The organism is Kocuria palustris (genome assembly GCF_016907795.1).
In the GTDB taxonomy this organism is placed as follows: domain Bacteria; phylum Actinomycetota; class Actinomycetes; order Actinomycetales; family Micrococcaceae; genus Kocuria; species Kocuria palustris.
The window spans coordinates 952502-976249 of the sequence record NZ_JAFBCR010000001.1 but is presented as its reverse complement, the minus strand read 5'-3'; the positions used below and the strand labels follow the sequence as shown (position 1 = coordinate 976249).

The 23748-nt window shown below is 71.6% G+C and carries 20 protein-coding genes; 14 read left to right on the top strand and 6 right to left on the bottom strand.

Annotated elements, in window-relative coordinates; all coding sequences use genetic code 11:
* Positions 1–81: 81 nt before the first annotated feature.
* The 7 genes from guaB to JOE55_RS04180 all read left to right on the top strand — a co-directional run bounded on the left by guaB (position 82) and on the right by JOE55_RS04180 (position 10699).
* Positions 82–1608 (top strand): IMP dehydrogenase, encoded by a 1527-nt coding sequence (gene guaB / locus JOE55_RS04210; RefSeq protein WP_024289965.1) that lies wholly within the window; start codon positions 82–84, stop codon positions 1606–1608.
* Between the two features lie 43 nt (positions 1609–1651).
* Complete coding sequence (locus JOE55_RS04205; protein WP_204783199.1) at positions 1652–2773, top strand: GuaB3 family IMP dehydrogenase-related protein; 1122 nt, start codon at positions 1652–1654, stop codon at positions 2771–2773.
* Positions 2774–2877: 104 nt separating this feature from the next.
* On the top strand, positions 2878–3900 hold the full coding sequence (locus JOE55_RS04200) for an SURF1 family protein (RefSeq protein ID WP_204782121.1): 1023 nt from the start codon (positions 2878–2880) through the stop codon (positions 3898–3900).
* Entirely contained in the window at positions 3897–4484 is a 588-nt protein-coding gene (locus JOE55_RS04195) for a DUF3817 domain-containing protein (protein ID WP_024289968.1), read from the top strand. Before JOE55_RS04200 ends, JOE55_RS04195 begins: the two co-directional genes overlap by 4 nt.
* 137 nt (positions 4485–4621) lie before the next feature.
* Positions 4622–6208 (top strand): glutamine-hydrolyzing GMP synthase, encoded by a 1587-nt coding sequence (guaA, locus tag JOE55_RS04190; protein ID WP_204783198.1) that lies wholly within the window; start codon positions 4622–4624, stop codon positions 6206–6208.
* 115 nt (positions 6209–6323) lie between these two features.
* Positions 6324–10481 carry a hypothetical protein gene (locus JOE55_RS04185; RefSeq protein WP_204782120.1) on the top strand — a complete coding sequence of 1386 codons (4158 nt, stop codon included), beginning with the start codon at positions 6324–6326 and terminating at the stop codon, positions 10479–10481.
* Positions 10478–10699 carry a hypothetical protein gene (locus tag JOE55_RS04180; RefSeq protein ID WP_155930976.1) on the top strand — a complete coding sequence of 74 codons (222 nt, stop codon included), beginning with the start codon at positions 10478–10480 and terminating at the stop codon, positions 10697–10699. The genes JOE55_RS04185 and JOE55_RS04180 overlap by 4 nt, the downstream gene beginning before the upstream one ends.
* Here JOE55_RS04180 and JOE55_RS04175 read toward each other — a convergent pair.
* The 3 genes from JOE55_RS04175 to JOE55_RS04165 all read right to left on the bottom strand — a co-directional run bounded on the left by JOE55_RS04175 (position 10668) and on the right by JOE55_RS04165 (position 12855).
* Entirely contained in the window at positions 10668–11693 is a 1026-nt protein-coding gene (locus tag JOE55_RS04175; RefSeq protein WP_204782119.1) for an SAF domain-containing protein, read from the bottom strand. The genes JOE55_RS04180 and JOE55_RS04175 overlap by 32 nt on opposite strands.
* 142 nt (positions 11694–11835) lie before the next feature.
* A complete protein-coding gene (locus JOE55_RS04170) occupies positions 11836–12108 on the bottom strand; it encodes an FmdB family zinc ribbon protein (protein ID WP_006213433.1) in 273 nt (90 codons plus the stop codon).
* Positions 12109–12210: 102 nt separating this feature from the next.
* Positions 12211–12855: a 5-formyltetrahydrofolate cyclo-ligase gene (locus tag JOE55_RS04165; protein WP_197017351.1), complete on the bottom strand. Its 645-nt coding sequence runs from the start codon at positions 12853–12855 to the stop codon at positions 12211–12213.
* A gap of 249 nt (positions 12856–13104) precedes the next feature.
* On the opposite strand from JOE55_RS04165, the gene galU reads away from it, so the two are divergent.
* The 5 genes from galU (at position 13105) to JOE55_RS04140 (ending at position 18516) form a co-directional block, all read left to right on the top strand.
* Positions 13105–14034, top strand: coding sequence for a UTP--glucose-1-phosphate uridylyltransferase GalU (galU, locus tag JOE55_RS04160; RefSeq protein ID WP_024289973.1), 930 nt, complete (start codon positions 13105–13107; stop codon positions 14032–14034).
* On the top strand, positions 14031–14666 hold the full coding sequence (locus JOE55_RS04155; protein WP_024289974.1) for a GNAT family N-acetyltransferase: 636 nt from the start codon (positions 14031–14033) through the stop codon (positions 14664–14666). Before galU ends, JOE55_RS04155 begins: the two co-directional genes overlap by 4 nt.
* Before the next feature lie 163 nt (positions 14667–14829).
* On the top strand, positions 14830–15687 hold the full coding sequence (locus tag JOE55_RS04150) for a hypothetical protein (protein WP_204782118.1): 858 nt from the start codon (positions 14830–14832) through the stop codon (positions 15685–15687).
* A gap of 134 nt (positions 15688–15821) precedes the next feature.
* The gene (locus tag JOE55_RS04145; protein WP_204782117.1) at positions 15822–17528 is read left to right on the top strand and encodes a CYTH and CHAD domain-containing protein; all 1707 of its coding nucleotides are present in this window, start codon (positions 15822–15824) and stop codon (positions 17526–17528) included.
* Positions 17529–17679: 151 nt separating this feature from the next.
* A complete protein-coding gene (locus tag JOE55_RS04140; RefSeq protein WP_006213426.1) occupies positions 17680–18516 on the top strand; it encodes a Bax inhibitor-1/YccA family protein in 837 nt (278 codons plus the stop codon).
* Positions 18517–18615: 99 nt separating this feature from the next.
* On the opposite strand, the gene JOE55_RS04135 is transcribed toward JOE55_RS04140, so the two are convergent.
* A complete protein-coding gene (locus tag JOE55_RS04135) occupies positions 18616–19218 on the bottom strand; it encodes a nitroreductase family protein (protein ID WP_024289977.1) in 603 nt (200 codons plus the stop codon).
* A gap of 123 nt (positions 19219–19341) precedes the next feature.
* Here JOE55_RS04135 and JOE55_RS04130 point away from each other — a divergent pair, with 123 nt between their 5' ends.
* Together JOE55_RS04130 and ilvA are read left to right on the top strand one after the other, a co-directional pair.
* Entirely contained in the window at positions 19342–20961 is a 1620-nt protein-coding gene (locus JOE55_RS04130) for an AI-2E family transporter (RefSeq protein WP_235444517.1), read from the top strand.
* A gap of 193 nt (positions 20962–21154) precedes the next feature.
* Complete coding sequence (gene ilvA, locus JOE55_RS04125) at positions 21155–22402, top strand: threonine ammonia-lyase (protein ID WP_024289979.1); 1248 nt, start codon at positions 21155–21157, stop codon at positions 22400–22402.
* Between the two features lie 95 nt (positions 22403–22497).
* On the opposite strand, the gene greA is transcribed toward ilvA, so the two are convergent.
* Positions 22498–23004 (bottom strand): transcription elongation factor GreA, encoded by a 507-nt coding sequence (gene greA, locus JOE55_RS04120; RefSeq protein WP_006213422.1) that lies wholly within the window; start codon positions 23002–23004, stop codon positions 22498–22500.
* Positions 23005–23235: 231 nt separating this feature from the next.
* A complete protein-coding gene (locus JOE55_RS04115) occupies positions 23236–23667 on the bottom strand; it encodes a DUF4307 domain-containing protein (protein ID WP_204782116.1) in 432 nt (143 codons plus the stop codon).
* Positions 23668–23748 lie beyond the last annotated feature (81 nt).

Genomic DNA, 23748 nt, shown 5'->3' with positions numbered 1-23748 from the left:
CCTAGACTGTCCTCTCGAAACCGCACCGCGCCCGGGAGCCGCCGGGGCGTCGGCCGTGCCGTCGATGGAAAGGTCCTCCCCGTGTCAGAAGCCCCCGTCCCGACCGCCCTGTCCGAGGATCCGTTCGGCTTCGTCGGACTCACCTACGACGACGTCCTCCTGCTGCCGGGCAGCACGGATGTCATCCCGTCGGAGGCCTCCACGCGCACGCGCCTGTCGCGGCGCATCGAGCTCGAGACGCCCATCATCTCGGCCGCCATGGACACGGTGACCACCGCCAAGATGGCGATCCAGATGGCCCGCCTGGGCGGCATGGGCGTCATGCACCGCAACCTGTCGATCGCGGATCAGGCCGAGAACGTGGACCTGGTCAAGCGCAGCGAGTCCGGGATGATCACCGATCCCGTGACGGTCAGCCCGGAGGCCACCCTGCGCGAGCTCGACCGCCTCTGCGGCTACTACAAGGTCTCGGGCCTGCCCGTGGTCGAGGACGGCACCCGCCTGGTCGGCATCATCACCAACCGCGACACCCGCTACCTGCCGGAGTCGGACTTCGACACCCGCACCGTGCGAGAGGTCATGACCCCCATGCCTCTGGTCACCGGGCGCGTGGGCATGCCCAAGGAGGAGGCCTTCAAGCTGCTGGCCTCCAACAAGCTCGAGAAGCTGCCCCTCGTGGACGATCAGGGCGCGCTGAGCGGGCTGATCACCATCAAGGACTTCACCAAGGCGGAGCAGTACCCGCGCGCCACCAAGGACGACGAGGGCCGCCTGCGGGTCGGTGCGGCCGTCGGCTTCTTCGGCGACGGGTGGGAGCGGGCCATGACGCTCGTCGAGGCCGGCGTGGACGCCCTGTTCATCGACACCGCCAACGGGCACTCTCAGGGCGTGCTGGACATGATCGCCCGGCTCAAGGCCGAGCCGTCGGCCGCCCACGTGGACGTGATCGGCGGCCAGGCCGCCACCCGGCAGGGCGCCCAGTCGCTGATCGACGCCGGGGCCGACGGCATCAAGGTCGGCGTGGGGCCGGGCTCGATCTGCACCACGCGCGTCATCGCCGGCGTGGGCGTCCCGCAGATCACCGCGATCAACGAATCCGCCAAGGCCGCGATCCCGGCCGGCGTGCCGCTGATCGCCGACGGCGGCCTCCAGCACTCCGGCGAGATCGGCAAGGCGCTCGTGGCCGGGGCGGACTCGGTCATGGTCGGCTCGCTGCTTGCCGGCACCGATGAGTCCCCGGGCGATCTGATCTTCATCAACGGCAAGCAGTTCAAGGCCTATCGCGGCATGGGCTCGCTGGGGGCCATGCAGACCCGGGCCGGGAACACGTCGTTCTCCAAGGACCGCTACTTCCAGGCGGACGTGGGCTCGAACGAGAAGCTGATCCCGGAGGGCATCGAGGGCCAGGTGCCCTACCGCGGCCCGCTGTCCTCGGTGATCCACCAGCTCGAGGGCGGTCTGCGCCAGACCATGTTCTACACCGGCGCCCGCTCGATCGAGGAGATCAAGCACAAGGGCCGCTTCGTGCGGATCACCTCCGCCGGGCTCAAGGAGTCGCACCCGCACGACATCTCGATGACCGTCGAGGCCCCCAACTACAAGCGCTGATCGGACCCGATCCGGCGCTGGAGACAAGGACGCTGACGTGAACCTGAACTACGACATCGAGATCGGCCGCAGCAAGCGGGCCCGTCGGACCTACTCCTTGGACGAGGTCGCCCTGGTGCCCTCGCGGCGCACGCGCGACCCCCGCGAGGTCTCGACGGACTGGCGGATCGACGCCTACACGTTCGAGACCCCCTTCCTGGGCGCGCCCATGGACTCGGTGACCTCCCCGGCCACCGCGATCGCGCTGGGGCGCATGGGCGCCCTGGGCGTCCTGGACCTCGAGGGGCTGTGGAGCCGCTACGACGATCCCGAGCCGCTGCTCGAGGAGATCGCGTCCCTGTCGGGCGAGGACCTCCCGGCCGCCACGCGCCGCATGCAGGAGATCTATCGCGCGCCGATCCGCCCCGAGCTGATCACCCAGCGGCTGGGGGAGATCAGGGAGGCCGGCGTCATCGTGGCCGGCGCCCTGACCCCACAGCGCACGCAGGAGCACTACCGCACCGTGCTGGAGGCGGGCGTGGACCTGTTCGTGATCCGCGGGACCACCGTCTCGGCGGAGCACGTGTCCCAGGCGGAGGAGCCGCTGGACCTCAAGCGCTTCATCTATGACCTCGACGTCCCCGTGATCGTCGGCGGAGCGGCCGGCTACACCCCGGCCCTGCACCTGATGCGCACCGGCGCCGCCGGCGTGCTCGTGGGCTTCGGCGGCGGGGCCTCCATGCGCACCGAGCAGGTGCTGGGCATCCACGCAGCCGGCGCCTCGGCCATCTCGGACGTGGCGGCAGCTCGCCGGGACTACCTGGACGAGTCCGGCGGGCGCTACGTCCACGTGATCGCCGACGGCGGCGTGGGCACGTCAGGGACCATCGTCAAGGCCCTGGCCATGGGCGCCGACGCCGTGATGCTGGGCACCGCCCTGGCTCGGGCCGAGGAGGCCCCCGGGCGCGGCTGGCACTGGGGTGCTGAGGCCCATCACGGCGAGGTCCCGCGCGGCGTGCGCACGCGCGTGGGCACCGCGGGGCCGCTGCAGGAGGTTCTGCACGGGCCCTCGAGCCAGGTCGACGGCAGCTCCAACCTGGTCGGCGCGCTGCGCCGGGCCATGTCGACCACCGGCTACCTGGACCTGAAGTCCTTCCAGCGCACCGAGGTCGTCGTCCACGGCTGAGCCGTCGGGAGCGCGGAAAGGGGCGCGCACCGCTGCGGTGCGCGCCCCTTCGCGCATCCCGGGAGCGATTCGGCGGCGTCCGAGGGCGTCATTAGACTGGAGCGGTGCTTCGGACCGCCCTCAGACCCAGATCCCTGCTCGTGCTGGCGGTCTGCCTGGGCGTCGCCCTCGTCTTCGTCCTGCTGAGCCGCTGGCAGCTCGAATCCAGCCGGGACGCGCAGACCGTCTACGACCCGGGCAAGGAGATCGTCCGCCCGCTGCAGGAGACCCTGGACCCCGGCGCCGCCTCGACCCTCGAGCAGGTCGACACCGCCGTGGAGGCCACCGGGACCTATCTGCCGGATTCGACCGTGCTGATCGAGGACCGCCTGCAGGACGGGCGCTCCGGGTGGTGGGTCGTGGCGGGGCTGCAGATCCCGGGAACGCAGGACGACTGGTCGGGCGCCGATGCAGACCTGGTGCTGCCCGTCGTGCGCGGCTGGACGGATGACCCCGAGCACATCCCGCAGCTTCCCGAGGGGGAGGTCTCCGTGGCCGGGCGGCTGCTGCCGCAGGAGGCCCCGGTCTCCACCCAGGACCAGGAGCCGCAGCGCTACGCCAGTCTGTCGCCGGCCCAGCTGTCCAACGTGTGGGACGTGCCGATCTACTCCGGATTCGTCACCGCCATGGCCGAGGCCCCTGCCGCGCAGCCCGCGCCCCAGGACGGATCGACCGGCCTGGCGGAGGACGACGGCACCCTGCCGGAGCAGGGCGGCCTGATGTCGCCGCAGCTGGAGGCCGTCTCGGTCGATCAGCAGCCCACGGACACCTCGCTGGACCCGCTGAACATCTTCTACGCGGTCGAGTGGGTCGTCTTCGCGGGCTTCGCGCTGTGGATCTGGTTCTCCTCCGTGCGCGATGACCACCGGCGCAGCCAGGACCCCGCTGCCTGGTTCGAGCTCGACGGCGAGTCCCTGGCCTACGCCTGGGATCAGGAGGCCCAGCGGTTCTACTACTACGATCCCGTCGCCGGGGAGTACTTCTACTTCGACGACCAGCCCGCCGCGGACCAGAGCGTCCCGGCCGGTGCAGATGACCAACCGGAGGACCGCGGGCGAATCGACCCGCAGAGCGGAGAGCAGCGATGACCCAGGGAGCCCCGCAGGAGGGAACGCCCCGGCCCAAGCAGCGCACCGACGGCGTGCGCGTCACGGCGCCGGAGGGGGCGGATCCGTCGAAGGCCCGCGAGCCAGGCCAGCTGCCGCAGTACTCGGCGCTGCGCACGCGCCGGCGATTCGGCGGGACCGAGTCCCAGATCAGGTGGTGGCTGAACTTCTACATGGTCTGGGCCTGGATCTCCGGCACGTTCCTGCTGCTGCTCGTGGCCGAGATGATCCTGCGCTACGCCATGGGCTTCGACGTCATTGCCGGGGGCACCATGGCGGGCACGGGGGAGTCCGTGGCCCTGGGCCTGCGCGACAACGAGCTGATGGACATCGAGGGCGGCGTCAACATCTCCACCTGGGTGCTGATCGTGCACGGCTGGTTCTACGTGGTCTACCTGTTCTCGTGCTTCCGCCTGTGGATGCTCATGCGATGGCCGTTCCCGCAGTTCATCGTCATGGCCCTGGGCGGCGTGGTGCCGTTCCTGTCCTTCATCGTCGAGCGCAAGATCCACCGCTCGACCGCCCAGGAGCTGGCCTCGTTCCCCAAGGCGGCCAAGCGGTACTGAGGCGCCGACCGGCCGCAGCCCTGCGGTGACCTAGACTGTCGGCCGTGACATCTCAGCCCAGCACCGTGACATCTCAGCCCAGCACCACGTCCGCATCCGAGACCGCCGATGCAGCCCACGGGTCCCAGGGCCCGGTCCTGGTCGTCGACTACGGAGCCCAGTACGCCCAGCTCATCGCCCGCCGCGTCCGCGAGGCGGACGTCTACTCGGAGATCATCCCGCACACGCTGTCCACGCAGGAGATCCTGCAGCGCAAGCCGTCTGCGCTGATCCTCTCCGGCGGGCCGTCGTCGGTGTGGGCCGAGGGCGCCCCGGTGCGCGATGCCGAGCTCTTCGAGGCCGGCATCCCGATCTTCGGCATCTGCTACGGCTTCCAGGTGATGGCCAACGCCCTGGGCGGGACGGTGGCCAAGACGGGCGCGCGCGAGTACGGCGCCACGATCGTCGACGCCTCGCTGGGCGTCGCGGACACCGCGCCCGAGGGCCAGGACGTGCCGGGACCGGATTCGATCCTCACCGGCTCCCCGCGCCTGCAGAAGGTCTGGATGAGCCACGGGGACTCCGTGACCGAGGCCCCCCAGGGCTTTCGCGTGCTGGCGTCGTCCGGCGGCGCCCCCGTCGCCGCGTTCGTGGACGAGCAGCGGCGCCTGGCCGGTGTGCAATGGCATCCGGAGGTCCGCCACACCGAGCACGGCCAGGCCACGATCGAGCGCTTCCTCTTCGGGATCGCCGGGCTGAAGCCCACGTGGTCCACCGAGAACATCATCGACGCCCAGGTCGAGCGCATCCGCGAGCAGGTCGGCGACGGCCGCGCGATCTGCGGGCTCTCCGGCGGCGTGGACTCGGCGGTGGCCGCAGCGCTCGTCCAGCGCGCGATCGGGGACCGCCTGACCTGCGTGCTCGTGGACCACGGGCTCATGCGCCAGGACGAGGTCGAGCAGGTCGAGACGGAGTACGTGGCCTCGACCGGCGTCAACCTGCACGTGGCGCGGGAGTCCGAGCGCTTCCTCGATGCCCTGGCGGGAGTCAGCGACCCCGAGACCAAGCGCAAGATCATCGGCCGCGAGTTCATCCGCGCATTCGAGGCCGCCGAGGAGGCGGTGCTCGTGGCCGCTGCGGATGAGGGCGCCAAGGTCACCCACCTGGTCCAGGGGACCCTCTACCCTGACGTCGTCGAATCCGGCGGCGGCGAGGGCGCGGCCACGATCAAGTCCCACCACAACGTCGGCGGGCTGCCCGAGGACCTCGAGTTCGAGCTCGTCGAGCCTCTGCGCGAGCTGTTCAAGGACGAGGTCCGCGAGGTCGGCCGCCAGCTGGGCCTGCCCGAGTCGATAGTGGGACGGCAGCCGTTCCCCGGTCCGGGGCTGGGCATCCGCATCATCGGCGAGGTGACCAGCGAGCGCCTGGAGATCCTGCGCCGCGCGGATGCGATCGCCCGCGAGGAGCTCACCGAATCCGGGCTGGATCAGGAGGTCTGGCAGATGCCGGTCGTCCTGCTGGCAGACGTCCGCTCGGTGGGCGTGCAGGGCGATGGCCGCACCTACGGCCACCCGATCGTGCTGCGCCCCGTGTCCAGCGAGGATGCCATGACCGCCGACTGGTCCCGCCTCCCGGAGGACCTGCTGGCGCGGATCTCCAACCGGATCACGAACGAGGTTCAGGAGATCAACCGCGTGGTCCTGGACGTGACGTCCAAGCCGCCGGGAACCATCGAGTGGGAGTGAGCGGCGGGGCCGCAACGGCCCTGCCGCCTCCCGCAGGCGGCGTCTCCCGCGCCGACTGAGCAGTCCCCGACGCCGCGGCCCGCCCAGGCCGCGGCGCTCACCTATTAGGAGAAGCATGTCCCCCTCGTCCGAGTCCGGAGCCCCCGTTCCGCACGGCTCCGCGTCCTCCCACCGCAGCGGCCAGGAGACCGTCTCGCTGCAGGCCTGGACGCGGCAGATGGACGCCTACACCGGCCCGGACACGCTGCTGGACTTCAACCAGGTCGACAACGTCTGCATCGACCTGACGGAGGCCAACTCCTCCGGGCAGGCGCAGCTGATGATGGGCCGCCCCACCCGCTTGTCCACGATCATGCGCGAGCAGGCGGGGCTGCAGCGGGCGTCGCGCGCGGCGCGGATCCTGCGCACCAAGATCCACGAGCTCTCCGCCCAGCACGGGCTCGATGCCGCCTACCTGGCGGCCGGCACCGCCTCCTGGCTGCAGGCGGAGCCGCGTCCCCGTGCGGAGGACGCCCAGGGCCCGCACGAGGCGGGGGAGCGCGGCCACGGCGACCGGTACTCGACGCAGCGGCGGTTCATCGCCCCGGTCCTGCTCGCCCCCGTGACCATCCGCCCGCGCTCGGACGGCGATGACTTCGATCTGCAGATCGTGGGCCCCGCTCAGCTCAACCCGGCCATGGTCCGGCGCCTGCTGGCCGATCACGGGGTGGACCTGACCACCGGCGAGATCTCCCGCCTGGCCTACGGCACGCGCCGACTGGATCCGGCACCGGTGCTCGAGTCCCTGCGCATGGTCGCCTCCGAGGTCCCGGGCATGCACGTGGAGCACCGCCTCCTGGTCTCCACCTTCGCGGACCTGCACGACCGTCCCGCCGATGAGCACGTGCCCGCGCGCACCGACGTGATCCGCGACCTGGCCCGCCTGAAGTCCACGGCCGTCGGCAAGATCCCGCAGCCGCAGCCGCTGCAGAACCGCTCCGTGCCGCTGGATCAGCGCGATCCGGACTCCGAGCTGCTGCTGCTCGACGCCGACAGCTCCCAGCAGGAGGTCGTCGACCTCGCCACGCAAGGCGACTCTTTCGTGGTCACCGCAGCCCCCGGCACCGGGCAGATCGCGACCGCCGTGAACACCGTCGGCGCGCTCGTGGCCCAGGGCCGCTCCGTGCTCGTGCTGGGGGAGCGCCGGGCCGCCCTGGCCGATTTCCACCGAGGCTTCGAGATGCTCGGGCTGTCGTCGTCGGTGCTGCAGCTGGGCTCGCACCTGACGGGCGAGGAGGTCGCCGGCCAGCTCGTCGAGTCGATCACGCGCGCCGAGCGCGCCCAGGAGCCGGACCTGCGCGCCCTGCACAACCGGCTGCGCTCCGTGCGCGACCTGCTGGCCGGGCACATGGAGGCCCTGCACCGCCAGCGCCCGCGCGTGGAGGCCTCCGCGTATCAGGCCATGCAGGCCCTGGCCGAGCTCACCTCCCGCCCGGACGGGCCCACCACCCGGGTCCGGTTCTCGCGCGGGGTGCTGGACGCCGCCGCCCACCGCGCCGAGATCACCCGCCAGCTCGAGAGGGCCGCGGAGCTCGGAGCCTTCGACGCCGCGACCCTCGACGGGCCGTGGGAGGGCGCGCGCCTGGTCAATGACGAGGAGACCCGGCAGGCCCGTCACCTGGCCCAGTCGCTGCTGCTCGAGCTGACCACCCTGGAGACCGGGATGCGCACGGTGATGTCGGTCTCGGGGATGCGCGCCGGGGCCACGATCCCCGAATGGGGCCAGCAGCTGCGCTTGCTGCAGGAGGTCGAGTCCTCCCTGCGCTCCTTCACCCCGGACATCTTCGACCGTCCGGTGACGGACCTGATCGCGGCCACGGCGGCCTCGTCCTGGCGGCGCGATCACGCGATCGAGATGTCCGGGCTGCAGCGCTCGCGGCTGCGCAAGGCGGCCAAGGAGTACATCCGACCGGGCGTCCACCTCTCGGACCTGCACGCCTCCCTGGTCAAGGTCCAGTCGGAGCGCGACCGCTGGCGCTCCTGGTCCACCACGATCGAGAAGCCCGAGATCTCGGACGCGGTCGACGACGTCGCCGAGATCCAGCAGCGCTTCATCGAGGACCTCGAGGGCCTGATGATCGCCCTGGAGGGCTCCCGCACGGGCGGGGGCCTGATGGAGCTCGACGTCGCCGAGCTGCGCGAGGTGCTCACCCAGCTGATCGACGATGAGGCCAATCTGGAGACCATCCCCGAGCGGACGCTGCTGCTCGAGGGCCTGCGCGATCGCGGCCTCGGCGAGTTCGTCGAGGACCTGACCTCTCGGCGCGTGCCCGGGCACCGGGTGGCCGAGGAGTTCGATCTGGCCTGGTGGCAGTCCTCGCTGGAGGCCATGGCCGCCGATGACGGCCTGCTGCCCATGACGGACGGCTCGAGCCTGCGCCGCGCCGAGCAGGACTTCCGCCGCGCCGACTCCGCGCACATCTCCTCCGGTCCGCAGCGCCTGATCTGGGCCCAGGCCCAGCGCTGGCGCCGTCTGCTGCGGGAGCAGCCGGAGGCCGCCGGGGAGCTGCGCGACATGCTGCGCCAGGGCAGCGCCCCGCTGCCACAGCTGCTCAAGGCCTGCGGCGACCTCACCCGTGCGCTGGCCCCCGTGTGGACCGCGAGCCCGCTCGTGCTCTCGGCTGCGCTTCCCGATGACCTCGAGATCGACGCCGTCGTGGTCCTGGACGGGGAGTCGACGCCGCTGGCGGCCGTGCTGCCCGCCGTGACCCGTGCTCGCCAGGTCGTCGTCTTCGGCGATCCCGCCCTGGGCCGCCCGCAGCCTTTCACCGTGGCGCCCATGACAGGGGAGTCCTCCGGGCCGGTGACCGAGGTGGACTCCGCGTTCGACGCGCTCTCGCGAGTCGTCGATCGCCGTCAGCTGCGCGTGCTGTACCGGGACATGGACGCTCACCTGTTCGATCAGCTCAACGCGGACTTCTACGGGGGGCAGCTCACTCGCCTGCCCTCCGGCGCCGCGCTCACCGAGGGCGATTCCCGCCTGGAGGTCGAGTACGTCGCCGACGGCTACGGCGAGCTGGCCGCCGGGCACGAGGGCGTGCAGTCCCCGAACGCCGAGGTGCGCCGCGTGGTCCAGCTCGTGATCCGCCACGCGCGCCTGCACCCGGAGCGCTCGCTGGCCGTCGTGACCCCGAGCGCCCGCCATGCCGCACGCGTCGCCCAGGGCGTGAGCGCCGTGCTGGGGCAGCGCCCCGAGCTCGCGGAGTTCTTCCGGCCCGGGCCCGAGTCCTTCCGCGTGGTGGATCTGCACCGGGCCGTGGGGCTGCAGCGCGACACCGTGATCTTCAGCGTGGGCTTCGGGCGCACCGATCACGATCGCGTGCTGCCCTACCTGGGGCAGCTCTCGGACCGCGACGGCCGCCGGGGCTTCGTCCTGGGGATGACGCGCTCGCGGCTGAACACGATCGTGGTCTCGTCCATCCGTCCCGAGGAGCTGGAGCCCAGCTCTCTGCACAACGGCGCTCGCGATCTGCATCGCCTGCTGCTGCGCATCGAGGAGGCCGGGCACATCCGCATCGGCGCCGCCGATGAGCCGCTGCTGGCACAGAAGGACGAGCGGCAGGAAGTTCTCCAGGACGCCGCCGGGACTTCGGAGGCAGGGGATGCCGGGGCCGAGGCCCCTGAGGCCGAGGCCGCCCACGAGTCGCCGGAGCCCGTCGAGGCCGCTGAGCGGCCCGAGGCGCAGGACCGTCCCAAGCGCCCGCACCTCTCGCTGGTGGGGGCTCAGGAGCCCGCCCGGGCCGAGCAGGGCGACGAGCCCGCGGCCGAGCCGGCCACGCAGCCGATCCTGGTGCACGATCCCATGGAGCTGGCCGACGCCGCCGTCCACGAGGACGCCCTGGTGCAGGACCTCTCGCGCCGTCTGGTGCAGCGCGGCGCGGCGGTGCGCCACCACCACGAGGACGCGATCGACCTGATCGCCTGGTCCGAGACCGCCGAGTCGCTGTCGGCCGGAGCCGTGGTGGGACAGCGCTCCAGCGGCGACCCGGTGCGCATCCCGGTGGCCGTGGTCTCCGACGGCACCGAGCAGGTGGCCCGCATGTCGGTGCGCGAGCGCTCGCGGCTGCGCCCGCAGCAGCTCGAGCGCAGCGGCTGGAACCACCTCACGCTGTGGACCATCGAGGTCTTCACCCAGCCCGACGCCGTGGCCGGCCTGATCTGCCGCTACCTGGGGCTGCCGGCTGATACCGGCACCACCGGCGTGGACGGGGCCGGGACGACGGGCCGATCGTGAGCCCGCAGGAGCCTCGGCGGCGCCCGCCGCGCGGCACGCGCCGAGCGGTCGGCGGCAGCCCGGCACCCGGGCCGGATGCCGGATCCGGCGGCGCTGAGCAGCGCCCTGCAGCCTCGGATCGAGCGCACGAGCCGACCCCCGAGACCCTGGACGAGGTCCCGGACGACGCCCAGCGCGACGACTGGCTCAGCGCCCAGCGGCCTCCGCACTGGGGCTGAGCGCCTCAGCATCCGCGGGCGCGGCCACGAGCACCGGCACGAGCTCGCCCTCCGGGGCAGCCGCCAGACGCTCGGCCGTGGCGGCATCTGCGCCCACGACCAGAAGGTCGTCCTGGCTCTCCGGCGTGGAGGCCAGCAGGCCGTCGGCAGGCTCAGCCGGATCGGCCACCCAGAGCACCGGCAGCTGCGCCGCCACTCGCGCCGAGGTCTCGGAGGCACCGGTCTGCTCGGAGCCCTCGGCCCCGTCCTCGGACGCGTCGGCGGCATCGCCGTCGGTCCGGTCATCGGCTGCGGCGCTCGGTGAAGGAGCCGGGAGATCGGCATCGGAGCGGATGAGGTCCACGTGCTGACCGGGCCGCACGTGGGTCAGTGTGGCGGAATCAGCCACGCGCAGCGTGACGGCCGTGGTGCCGGGCGGCTGCCCCGAGAGCAGATCCGGTCCGAGCACCGACGGGCCGGTCAGCGGCTGTCCCTCGACGACAGCGCTGGCCAGGGTGCGCCCCACCCATGTCTCGATCTGCTGATCCGCTCCCGGGGACTCCCCGGCCGCATCTGCGGCCAGTCCCTCGGTTGGGGTGCTGAGGGGATCCGTGCTTGGCTGCCGTGTCCCGACGGAGCTGCCCTGGTCGTCGGGGGCCGCGGTGTCCTCGGCGCCTGCTGCGGACTCGCCGGGCACCAGATCGACCGGGTAGTCGGCCACCCGGAGGTCATCGGGGGACAGGGCCGTGCCGGCGCCCAGGGAGCGGGCCGCCACCACCGTGGGCACAGTGCGCTGGGAGGCCGGGCTGATCTGCAGCACGGCGATGGCTGCGGCGATGCTCAGGAGCACAGCGGCGATCAGGCGTCGGCGTCGGGACAGGGCCGTGCGCAGCGTGATCCCCAGCGGATAGCGCGGTCGTCGTGGAGCGGAGCGGGGTCTCCTCCGCGCTGTGCCGCGGCCGCCGAGTCGTGCACGGCGGCCGGGGGAGGGGGCCGAGCCCCGTCGGATCGTCATGCCGGCACGCTAGGCGGGGCCTCGAGTCCCGTGGCGCTGCTGCTGTGCCGGTGGGGGAGCGGCGGCCCGAGAAGGCGGTCCGATGCGCGGCTGTGGAGCCTCGGAGCAGCCGCACATCGGAGGCGCAGCCGCGATCAGCGGGTCAGTCCGACGAGCTCGAGCTCGAGGAGGCGGAGCTCGAGGAGCTCGTGCCAGAGGTGCTGGACTCCGAGGATGAAGCAGAGGACGAGGAGCTGCTCGCACGGGAGTCGTTGCGGTAGAAGCCCGAGCCCTTGAAGACCACGCCCACGGAGTTGAACTGCTTGCGCAGCTCGCCGCCGCACTGCGGGCACTCGCTCAGCGGGGCGTCCGAGAAGGACTGGCGGACCTCGAGCTGGTGGCCGCAGCTCTTGCACTTGTAGGCGTAGACGGGCATGGAGGGACCTTCCGGACGACGGCGAGGCACGGTGCGTGCCGAGGGCGGGGCCGCGGCGGCCTCTGCTGAGGAGACGACGGCGGCTTCGGATCGGCCTCGATTCTATGCGCCTGTGCTCTCGGCCCTCGCCGCCGAGCCCTGCAGATCGACCAGCCCCGTCTCGGTCAGGGCGAGGTGAAGCCGGGCGTCCCAGGGCTCGCCGGGAACAGCGCCAGGAGGCAGCACCTCCCGGGCGAAGACGCAGGCCGCCGCCGGGGTCCCAGGGTCGAGCGACTGCAGGAAGGCGTCGTAGAACCCGCCGCCCATGCCCAGGCGCAGGCCCTCGGCGTCGACGGCCAGGGCGGGCACCAGGACCAGTCCGAGATCCTGCGGAGCCTCGCTGAGGGGCCCGACCGCCTCGGGCAGGCCCCCGGGCCCGGACGGGGCGAAGCCCGTGGAGTCCAGCCACGGCGTCCACAGCATCCTCCGTCCGGGCTGGGTCACAGGCAGCAGCAGGCTCCGATGGGCCATGTGCTCCCGCAGCGCCTCCGTGAGCGGGGGCTCCTCGGGCAGCGGCAGGAAGGCGAGCACGGGGCCGTCGGGATGCCGGGAGAGCAGCTGCTCGAGCCCGGTGGCAAAGCCGACGACCTGCCGGGAGCGCTCCTGCACGGAAGTCCCCGCACGGTCCGCGCGCAGACGTCGACGCAGCGCGCGCTTGCGCTCACGGACTGAGGGCACTGGCGTCTGAGGAGCGTCGGAGCCGGTCATGAGCCCCATCATGGCAGTTCATGAAGCCGACGCCTCTGTCCACACTGTGGCACCGGCCTCGATGAAATCCGATGTGCTGCTGGGCGCTGAGATGCCCCCTGGGGCGACGAGACGGCGGTGGCAGCGGGGCTGCGAAAGCGGCGGGCACAGCGCGACGGCCCACAGCCGGGAGGCCGGTCCGCGAACACGACTCGCGGGGTGATGCGACCCACAAGGATCCCGCAGGGGGTGTTCCGTTAGCCTTCGAGCATGAGCTCTGAGAACCCCAAGCGCACCGTCCGCAAGGCCGTCCTGCCCGCCGCCGGGCTGGGCACCCGCTTCCTGCCCGCCACGAAGGCCACTCCCAAGGAGATGCTGCCCGTGGTGGATCGCCCCGCGATCCAGTACGTGGTGCAGGAGGCCGTCGATGCCGGTCTGACCGATCTGCTCGTGATCACGGGCCGCTCCAAGCGCGCCCTCGAGGATCACTTCGACCGCATCCCGTCGCTGGAGGCCCAGCTCAAGGAGTCCGGCAAGGACAAGCTGCTCGAGGCCGTCGAGCACGCCTCCGAGCTCGGCGACCTGCACTACCTGCGCCAGGGCGACCCCAAGGGCCTGGGCCACGCGGTCCTGCGCGCCAAGACCCACGTGGGCGACGAGCCCTTCGCGGTGCTTCTCGGCGACGACCTCATCGACGAGAAGGAGGACCTCCTCTCCGAGATGATCGAGGTCCAGCAGCGCACCGGCGGCTCGGTCGTGGCCCTGCTCGAGGTCCCGCAGGAGAGCATCGGCGCCTACGGCTGCGCCGACGTCTCCGCGGTCGAGGGCGAGGACTACGTCCGCGTCAACGGCCTGGTCGAGAAGCCCGAGCCCGCCGAGGCGCCGTCGAACCTCGCGGTCATCGGGCGCTACGTCCTGCACCAGGGCGTCTTCGAGGTGCTCGAGCACACCGAGCCCGGCCGCGGCGACGAGATCCAGCTGACCGACGCCCTGGCCGAGCTGGCCGCCCAGGAGGGCGAGGGCGGCGGCGTGTACGGCGTGGTCTTCCGCGGCCGCCGCTACGACACCGGCGACAAGCTGTCCTACCTCAAGGCCAACGTCACCATCGCCTCGGAGCGCGAGGACCTCGGCCCGGAGCTGCGCGCGTGGCTGATCGAGTTCGCCAAGGGCCTCGAGGGCAAGGACGCCGACCAGGCGTGAGCCCGCGGGTTCAGTGGCCCGTGCGGCTGTCCTGGGGCGACCTGCGGCTGCGTCCCCTCGTCGCGCGCGATCGCGGCGAGTGGGATGCGGTGCGGTGGGAGAACCGGGAGTGGCTGGACCCGTGGGAGGCCACGAACCCAGAGCCCTCCGAGACGCTGCCGTCGTTCCGGCGCTTCGTGCGGGAGCAGGACCGGGAGGCGAGAGCGGGACGCAGCCTGCCGTGGGTCATCGCGGAGCGGCGCCCGGACGGCTCCTGGCCGATGGTCGGCCAGCTCGCCGTCTCGTCGATCACCGGCGGAGCCGCGCGCAGCGCCTCGATCGGCTACTGGGTCGACGCCACGTGCGCCGGACGCGGGATCGCGCCCATGGCGGTCGCGATGGCCGTGGACTACTGCTTCCAGCATCGCCGCCTCCACCGGGTCGAGATCAACATCCGCCCGCAGAACGCAGCGTCTCTGCGCATCGTCGAGAAGCTGGGCTTCCGCGACGAGGGGCTGCGGCGGGATTACCTGCACATCGCGGGGAGCTGGAGCGATCACCGCAGCTTCGCGCTGACGGCCCCGGAGCTCGCTGCCGGGGGCCTGGTCGAGCGCTTCACCGGCACCGGCAGGCCGATGATCGTGCAGTCCTGAAGGTGTGTCGCGCGGCGCTTCGCTGCGACGCATTCCCGGCGGAGTATGGGATCATGGGGCCGAGCACCTGAACGTGCCGCCGTTCTGCGCTGTCTTCGACCCGCAGCGGATCCGGCACCAGCCGAACAGCCTCATCACCTTGAGAATCCGAGGAGCCCGGAAGATGCCGAGCAGCGACACCCAGCCTTCAGCCGGCGTCTTCGACGGCCTGGCGATCAGGTGGGATCGCACCTCCGTGTTCCTGCTGGGCGCCGGGAGCCTCGCGCTGGCCGTCGTGCTGGGTCTTCTGACTCCCTTCACCGCCGTGACCTGGCCCTGGCCGGTCTTCCTGCTCCTGCTGGGCACGGGCAGCATCGCAACCCTCGTGTACGTCGCGGATCAGGAGCGCGCCGCTGCGCCGGCCGCCGGCACCTCCGTGCGCAGCGCCCGCAGCGCGCTCGGTGCTGAGGCTGCCGTCGAGGGCCAGCCGGAGCAGGCCGAGGCGCAGGACCGAGCGCTGTTCGACAACGAGCAGCACGTCGCCCGGGAGGCCGAGCGCCGCGAGCAGGCGGATCGCCAGGACCTGGACCTTCCTGAGGATCAGGAGTTCCTGGACGACCTGCGCTTCGAGGACGAGGAGCAGGACGCCGGCCGCAGCGTCGTCCGCTCCTCCACGGCCGCCCCGTACGTCCCGCCGCGCGCCGACCTCCAGCGCTCCGCCGCGCGTCCGGCGGGCGTGCGCACCCAGGCTGCCGGCCAGCTCGTGCCCACCCACGAGGAGCTTCGCGCCGCAGCACGTCGGGTGGCCGAGCAGTCCTCGCAGGGCCGCGGCGAGACCTGGGAGCCCGTCGCGGTGCCCAAGCCCACCTACGCCCGCGTGGCTGTGGCGCCCCGTGCGGCCGTCGAGCCCATGCAGGCTCCGGCCGCGCCCAAGACCTCCGGACGCCCGCTGCGCGAGGCCGCTCAGGTCCCGCAGCCCCAGACCGAGCGCCCCGGCGCCTCCATCGACCTCGACGACGTCCTGTCGCGGCGCCGGGCCTGAGCCGGCCTGCCAACCCGCACACCCTTCGAGAACATCGTCGGCCGCATCGCCATCGGGCGAGGCGGCCGACGACATTCCGCTCCCACCCGCAGAAGCCACAGCACCTCCACGACCTCCCGAGAGGAGATCCGGCGATGACCCCCAGCACCCAGCCCGAGATCGAGCGCAAGTACGAGGTGCCCGCAGGGGCCGAGCCGGTGTGGGATGACATGCCGCGCCTCAAGGTGGAGCCGGAGCAGGATGTCCGCTCCCTCGAGGCCACCTACTACGACACCGCCACCGGCAGCCTGGCCGCCTTCGGGCTGGCGCTGCGCCGTCGTCGCGGCGGTCCGGACGAGGGGTGGCACCTGAAGTTCCGCGCCGATGGCCTCAAGCACGAGGTCCACGTGCCGCTGCTGCGCACCGCCGACCGGCTGCCGGCGCAGATGCGCCAGCTGATCTCGGGCCTGCTGGACGATCAGCCCCTCGAGCCTCTGGCCGTGCTGCGCAACGAGCGCCAGGTGCTGCAGGTGCACGACCCGGAGCACGGCCGCGTGGCCGAGATCTGCCTGGACGACGTCCGCGGCACGGAATCCGCCACGGGCATCACCCGGGTGTGGCAGGAGTACGAGGTCGAGCTGGTCAACGGGACCCAGGCAGATCCCCAGGCCGTCTTCGACGAGATCGAGACGGTGCTGCTGGCGGCCGGGCTGCGTCCGTCCGCCTCCGCAGCCAAGATCGCGCGCACCCTGGGCGCCGAGGACGACGCCGAGGCCGTCACGGTGATCGGCCCCGACGGCGAGCAGCTGCCGGGCACCCAGCCGGAGGATTCCTCCGAGGACCGCGCCGAGAAGGCCTCCTCGAAGGGCAAGAAGGGGAAGAAGGACAAGAAGGACGGCGGGAAGAAGGGCAAGAAGGACAAGAAGGGCGGCGGCAAGAAGGCGAAGCGGGCCGGGGCGGAGCCGGAGTCCGAGCCGAGCACCGAGCAGATCGTGCGGACCGCGCTGCTCGGAGCCGTCCGACAGATCCAGTGGAAGGACTTCCTGGTGCGGATCGGGGCGGAGCCGGCCGTGCACGGCCTGCGCCGCGCGGCGCGCACCTGCGAGGCCCTGCTCATCGGGCTCGGCCCGGATCTGGCGAATCCCCAGGAAGCGGCCGAGGCAGGCCGGATCGTGCGCGAGATGAGCCAGGAGCTCTCCGCGCTGCGCGATGCCGAGGTCGTGGAGCAGCTGCTCCCGCTGCGTGCCCAGGACGCGGGGGAGGCCCTCTCCCGATCGGCTGCCGCCCAGCTGGTGACCATGGCCCGGGAGAACCGCGAGGCGCAGACCACGGCTGCGCGCCGGCGCCTGCTCTCCAGCGGGCACCAGGAGTCGCTGCGGGCCCTGGGCGGGATGCTCGATCGGGCGCGGCTCAGCGAGTCGGCTGCTGAGCGGACGCCCAAGAAGCTCGGCTCGCGCATGACCGAGCGCTGGCTGGAGACCGTCAGGCAGCTGGGGCCCACGCCCGCCGAGACAGTGGAGCTCGAGGACGTGCTGGTCCACGTCCATGCCGTGCGCCGCGCGCTGCGTCTGCTCAGCTTCGGGTCCGAGGTCTTCGAGCTCACCGCGCTGCGAGCCCGCAAGTCCCAGGTCGCGGTCCTCCCGAGCGCGGAGGGCTACCTCGAGACCTGCGGGGAGCTCATGGACTGCCGCGTGATGGATCTCTGGTACGCCTCCGCCGCTCGCGCGCTCGTGCGCAAGGGCGGCGATCGCTACGGCGTGGGCATCCTGCACGGCCGGGAGCGGGCGCGGCTCGAGGCATCGGCCGAGGACAGCGTGCTCCTCCTGGAGGACCTCTTCGGCCAGCTCGAGGGCGAGGACTGAAGCCCCTGAGCCCATGAGGCCCCGCCGGACCGTTCGCCCACAGGTGACGGCCCAGCGGGGCCTCAGTCGCGACTGCTAGCCTGGGGCCAGCCCCCATTACCGCCCTCGACTGCCCCACAGGACATATGCGGGCACAGGAAAGGACGATTGCATGAGCAATCCCATGCTCCGCGACTTCGGCGCCCAGAAGGGCGCCCGGCCCCAGCAGGGCCAGTACGAGCAGAACGGCCGGATCTACGACTACGCCGGCGGGGCCGGTCAGACGGCCAGCGCGGACAAGCTGCAGGGCATGTACGACCAGCCCACGGCAGGCCCTGCGCAGACCGGCCGCATGACTATGACCGACGTCGTCATGCGCACCGCCATGACCCTGGGCACCGTGATCGTCATGGCGGTCGTGGGCTGGTACGTGCCGGCCCTGGCCATCCCCGGCGCGATCATCGGCCTGGTGCTCGGCCTGGTCAACGCCTTCAAGCGCGAGCCCTCGCCCGTGCTGATCATGGCCTACGCCGCGGCTCAGGGAGCCTTCCTGGGCGGGTTGTCCATGATCATGGAGGCCAGCGCTTACCAGGGCATCGTGCTCCAGGCCGTCATCGGCACCCTGGGCGTGGCCGCCGTCGTGCTGGTGCTCAACCAGCTGGGCATCCTGCGCTCCAGCCCCGTGCTGACCAAGATCGTGCTGGTCGCCATGCTCGGCTACCTCGTGTTCGGCCTGGTCAACCTGGGCCTGTCGGTCTTCGCCGGCTTCAACATGCGCTCGGACGTCAGCATCCCGGGCACCGACCTGCCGCTGGGCCTGCTCATCGGTGCGATCGCCATCCTGCTGGCGTCGTACTCGCTCGTGCTCGACTACGAGAACATCCGCAACGGCATCGGCCGCGTGCCGGCAAAGTACGCCTGGTCTGCGGCCTTCGGCCTGACGGTCACGCTGATCTGGCTCTACGTCGAGATCCTGCGCATCCTGGCGCTGTTCAACAGCAACGACTGAGACAGCTCGCGCCGCGGGAGACATCCTGCGCAGCACAGGGCCCGGCCCCCACCAAGCGATCCTTCGCCGGTGGGGGCCGGGCCCTTCTCGTCGCTCGGGTCAGTCCAGGAATTCGAGCGGGGTCTGCGGCTTGGGCCCCGCAGCGGCCTCCCGCGCCTCAGCGGCCGGGACCCGGCCGACGAACAGCCAGCCCAGGATCTCTTCGCGCTCCTGCAGGCCGTAGAAGTCGTGCAGGACCTCCTGGTCGGGCGACTCGCGCGGTGCCCACTGCACGCCCCAGCCGACGCCGCACAGCGCAGCCTCCAGAACGGTGTGCGCGGCCAGTGCCTCCATGCGCTGGCGCTTGCGGGACAGCTGAGCGTCCTCGGCGGGACGGAAGACGAGGGCCAGCGCCATGCCGCCTCGCATGGCGAAGGCCAGCGAGCCGCGGAAGGCCGCCAGACGGCGCAGCTGCTTGCCCTTCAGCGGTGCGCTGCCATCGCCGACGTCCGGCAGGGAGCGCAGCCCGGAGAGCGCGGCGGCCAGCTGCGGGGCCTGCGTGCGAGTGGTGGCGATCAGGCGCCAGGGAGCGGTGTCGTCGGGCGCAGGTCGACCCGCGGCCGCCCGGACGATCTGCTCCAGCTCGGCGCGCGTGGGGGCCTCTGGGAGCAGAGTGATGGCGCGTCGACGCTGGGACAGGATTCTCAGGAACGGGGCGACCATGGAGCCATCATCCCACCTTCGGGACATTGCGCCCCTGTGCGTCGGAGAATCGGGGATGACGAGGTGAAGGCCACTGCCTGTCCTGCCTCGGTGCTGTCCCCCGGAGGTGCCATGATGAAGCCCATGACATCAACCACCGGATCCTCGCCCGATCATGAGCGCGAGCCAGATATCCAGATGCCCAGGAAGGGCGTGAGCGACGGCCAGAGCGTTCCGGCAGGCGTGCGGGTGGCCGCAGCCTGGTCCTGGCGCATCATCGTCATCATCGCCGGAATCTACGTGCTGGGGCGCCTGCTCGGGTCGGTGACCACCGTGCTGATCCCGGTGCTGCTGGCCGCCCTCGTGGCGAGTCTGATCGCCCCGCTGTCCCAGGCGCTGCGCCGCCTGCGGTTCCCGGGCATCCTGGCCTCTCTGAGCTCGATCGTGATCCTGATCCTGGTCGTCTTCGGCCTGCTGGCCCTTGCGGGGCAGCAGATCATCTCCGGCTTCAGCAAGCTCAGCGACTCGGCCATGGCCGGTGTGAACGCCCTGATCGGGCTGATCGAGGACCTCCCGATCGATGTGTCCACGGACCGGCTCAACGACCTGGTGGAGCAGGGCATGGGCTGGCTGCAGGACAACTCCGGGTCGATCCTCTCCGGGGCCGTGTCGTTCGGCTCGACGGCCGGCAACTTCGTGACCGGCTTCTTCATCATGATCTTCACCCTGATCTTCTTCCTCTCCGATGGAGAGCGGATCTGGCTGTTCATCGTGAAGCTGTTCCCCAAGCCGGCTCAGGCCGCGGTGAACGGTTCGGGCCGCAAGGCCTGGATCTCGCTGGGGCAGTACGTGCGGGTGCAGGGCTTCGTGGCGTTCATCGACGCCGTGGGCATCGGCCTGGGAGCGTTCATCCTGGGCGTTCCGCTGGCGGTGCCGCTGGCGATCCTGGTGTTCATCGGCTCGTGGATCCCGCTCGTGGGCGCTGTGGTCACCGGTGCGATCGGCGTGCTCGTGGCGCTCGTGGCCAACGGGCCGATGGCAGCCCTGGGCATGCTGGCCGTCGTCATCATCGTGCAGCAGCTCGAGGGCAACGTCCTGCAGCCGCTGATCATGGGCCAGGCGGTCTCCCTGCACCCGCTGGCGGTCTTCCTGGCCGTGGCCTCGGGATCCGTGGTCGCGGGCATCCTGGGCGCGCTGTTCGCGGTGCCGCTGCTGGCCATGGTCAACTCCGTGATCCGCTATCTCTCCAGCAGGGGATGGGAGCACGACCCGGACATCGCCTGGCAGCCCTATCTGTATCCGTGGGAGATACGCCGAAAGGCCAAGGCCAAGGAGCTCACCCGCGAGGAGGTGCTCCAGCAGTTCCGCCGCTTCAGCCGCACCCGCCGCAATGAGGAGGCCAAGTCCCGCAACAAGGAGGCCGAGAAGGACGTCACGCAGCGCGAGCGCGATCGCGCCCTCGAGGCCGCCGACCGGGTGTCCGAGGCCGAGCGCCGTCGTCACGCCCGGCAGAAGGAGCACCACGGCGCCGCCAAGGAGACCGACGTCCCGCAGCCCCGACCCACGCAGGAGGCGGGCGAGCTCGAGGAGGCGCAGGTGGCGCGCATGCCGCAGGGCCTGGGAGACGACGTCGGCCAGCCCACTCCCGGCGACCGGGTGGTCGCGGGCGTCGACGACGCCGATCCGACTCCGCCCGATCAGGGCGGCTCCGAGGATGGTCTCGATTCCGAGGCGGACGGCCGCGGAGGCTCCCACCGGGTCTGATCGGCCGGGGCCGTCGCAGCGCAGTCGCCTCCGCTGAGGACGACGCGCCTCGTCGGGAGCTCGTCGATGGGTCGCAGCGGCACCGCAGACGGTGTCGGGGCGGCCCATCGTCGCGTCCTAGGATGGATGGCGGCCCGCACCGGGGTCGAGCACGTCCATCGGGTGCCGCAGCACCCAGGTTCAGGAGGACCCCATGTCGCTGTCCGAGCTACCCGTCCAGCTCGAGGACATCGAGCGCGCCGCGCGGCTGCTCGACGGCGTCATCGAGCGGACTCCTGTGGCGCATTCCCGGGCGCTGTCCCGGGAGCTGGGCTCCGAGGTCTGGCTCAAGGCCGAGAACCTGCAGCGCGCCGGCTCCTTCAAGGCCCGCGGGGCCTACGTGCGGATGGCCGGGCTGTCCGATCAGGAGAAGGCCCGCGGGGTCATCGCGGCCTCGGCAGGCAATCACGCCCAGGGGGTGGCGCTGGCCGCCAGCCAGCTCGGGATCCGGGCCAGGATCTACATGCCTCGGGTGGCGGCCCTTCCCAAGATCGCCGCGACCCAGGACCACGGCGCTGAGGTCGTGCTCTTCGGCTCGACCGTGGACGAGGCGCTGAGCGAGGCCAAGCGGGTGGCCGAGGAGTCCGGCATGGTCTTCATCCACCCCTTCGACAACGCGGAGATCGTGGCCGGTCAAGGAACGCTGGGCCTCGAGATCCTCGAGCAGGTCCCGGAAGTGGACACCGTGCTCACGGGTGTGGGTGGAGGTGGGCTCCTTGCGGGTCTGGCTGTCGCCCTGAAGGCCAGAGCCGCCAACGGCGGACGCCCGGTGCGGCTGATCGGCGTGCAGGCCGAGAACGCCGCCGCCTACCCGCCCTCGCTGGCCGGGGACGCGATCGTCTCCCTGGACAGGGTCTCGACCATCGCCGACGGCATCGCCGTGGGCAAGCCCGGAGAGCTGCCCTTCGAGATCATCCGCGACCTCGTCGACGACATCGTGACGGTCTCGGAGGACCGCCTGGCCGAGGCGCTGATCTTCCTGCTCGAGCGCAACAAGCTCGTGGTCGAGCCGGCCGGTGTGGTCGGCGTGGCCGCGCTGCTCGACGGACGCCTCCAGGAGGTCCACGGAGACCTCGGCACCACGGCTGTGGTGCTTTCCGGCGGCAACATCGATCCCATGCTCATGCTCAAGGTGATCCAGCGCGGTCTGGCGGCGGCTGGGCGCTATCAGACCCTGAAGATGATGCTCGTGGACCGCCCCGGCGAGCTGACCCGCATCTCCGGGATCATCTCGAGCCTGGACGCCAATGTGACCGGCGTGGACCACACCCGCATCGGCGGCTCGCTGTCCATGGGCGATGTCTCCATCACGATCGACATGGAGACCAAGGGCCACGAGCATTCGCGCGCCGTGATCGCCGCCCTGGAGGCCGAGGGCTACGAGCCCGTCGTCGTGCACTGAGCCGAGCGCTCCCGCAGCCCGCACCCGCTGCGGGTCGGCATGAGGAAGGCGCCGTCTCCCGAACGGGAGACGGCGCCTTCGCCGTGTGCGGGGCTTCAGCCGCGGAAGGGCTTGGCCTCGAGGATCTCGACTTCGATGGACTTGCCGTTGGGGGCCTCGTAGCTCACCTTGTCGCCGGCCTTGTGGCCTGCGATGGCCGCGCCCAGCGGGGAGCGCAGGGAGTAGACCTCCAGGTCGGAGTCCCCGACGAGGTCCTCGGCGACCTCGCGGGAGCCCAGCAGGAAGGTCATCTCGTTGCCGGCGATCTTCGCCGTGACGATCATGCCGGCTTCGACGACGCCGTTGTCCTCGGCGAACTCGCCTACCGTCGCGTTCTCCAGGAGATTGGTCAGCTGCTGGATGCGGCCCTCGTTCTTGGACTGCTCCTCGCGGGCGGCGTGGTAGCCGCCGTTCTCCTTGAGGTCGCCCTCATCGCGAGCCGCCTCGATGCGGTCGACGATCTCCTGACGGTACGGCCCGGAGATGTGGTCGAGCTCCTTCTTGAGGCGGTCGTAGGCCTCCTGGGTGAGCCAGGCGCCCTCGGTCTCGGGGGTCTCGGACACGGTGCTCTTCTCTCTGTCTGCGGTGGTCTTGCCGGCACGGCACCCGACGCCGGGGCGCGGGGCCTCTGCGGTCTGCTCGGGCGGTGCCGCTGCCTGAGGGGGCTGCGCTGCGCATCGCTGGGATGCGGGCGCGGCGGAACAGGCAGGAGGATCATCTTATCGGAAAGGGGTGCGATCTTCGGCACACCGATCCACGGCGCCCGTGTCAGGCCGAGTGCGCGCGGCCGGGGCTCAGCCCAGGTTCCAGCAGCTGTCGACCCGGGCGGTGTTGGCCGGATTGGTGGTGCGGATGGCCAGGCGGTGGGCGGTCGTGCGCTCGGCCTGGGAGTCCGCGGGCAGCGTGATCTCCTCGTAGCCGACGACGGCCCAGTCCTCGTTCAGCGCCTCGACGCCGCAGCGCACCGCCCGATCGGGATCGCGGGTGACCTCGAAGTCGGCGGTCACCTGGGCCGAGGAGATGAGGTCGAAGCCCACGTCCTTGGAGCTCGGCGCTGCGGACCGGCCCTGCACGATCCACACGACGAACAGGGTGGCCACCAGCAGCGCGGCCCCGATCAGACCCCAGCGAGCACGAGCGCTCAGCCGGCGGCGGGGACGGAGGTCATAGCGCTGCTGCAGCACCGACGTCTCGCTCGCGGCTGCGGGCTCTCTCGTGTGCGGCATGCCTTCCAGTCTAGTGCCGGCCTCGGACGCCCCGGTCGGTCCGGGCACCGAGGGAAGGCCCAGCCGAGGCGCGTAGGATCG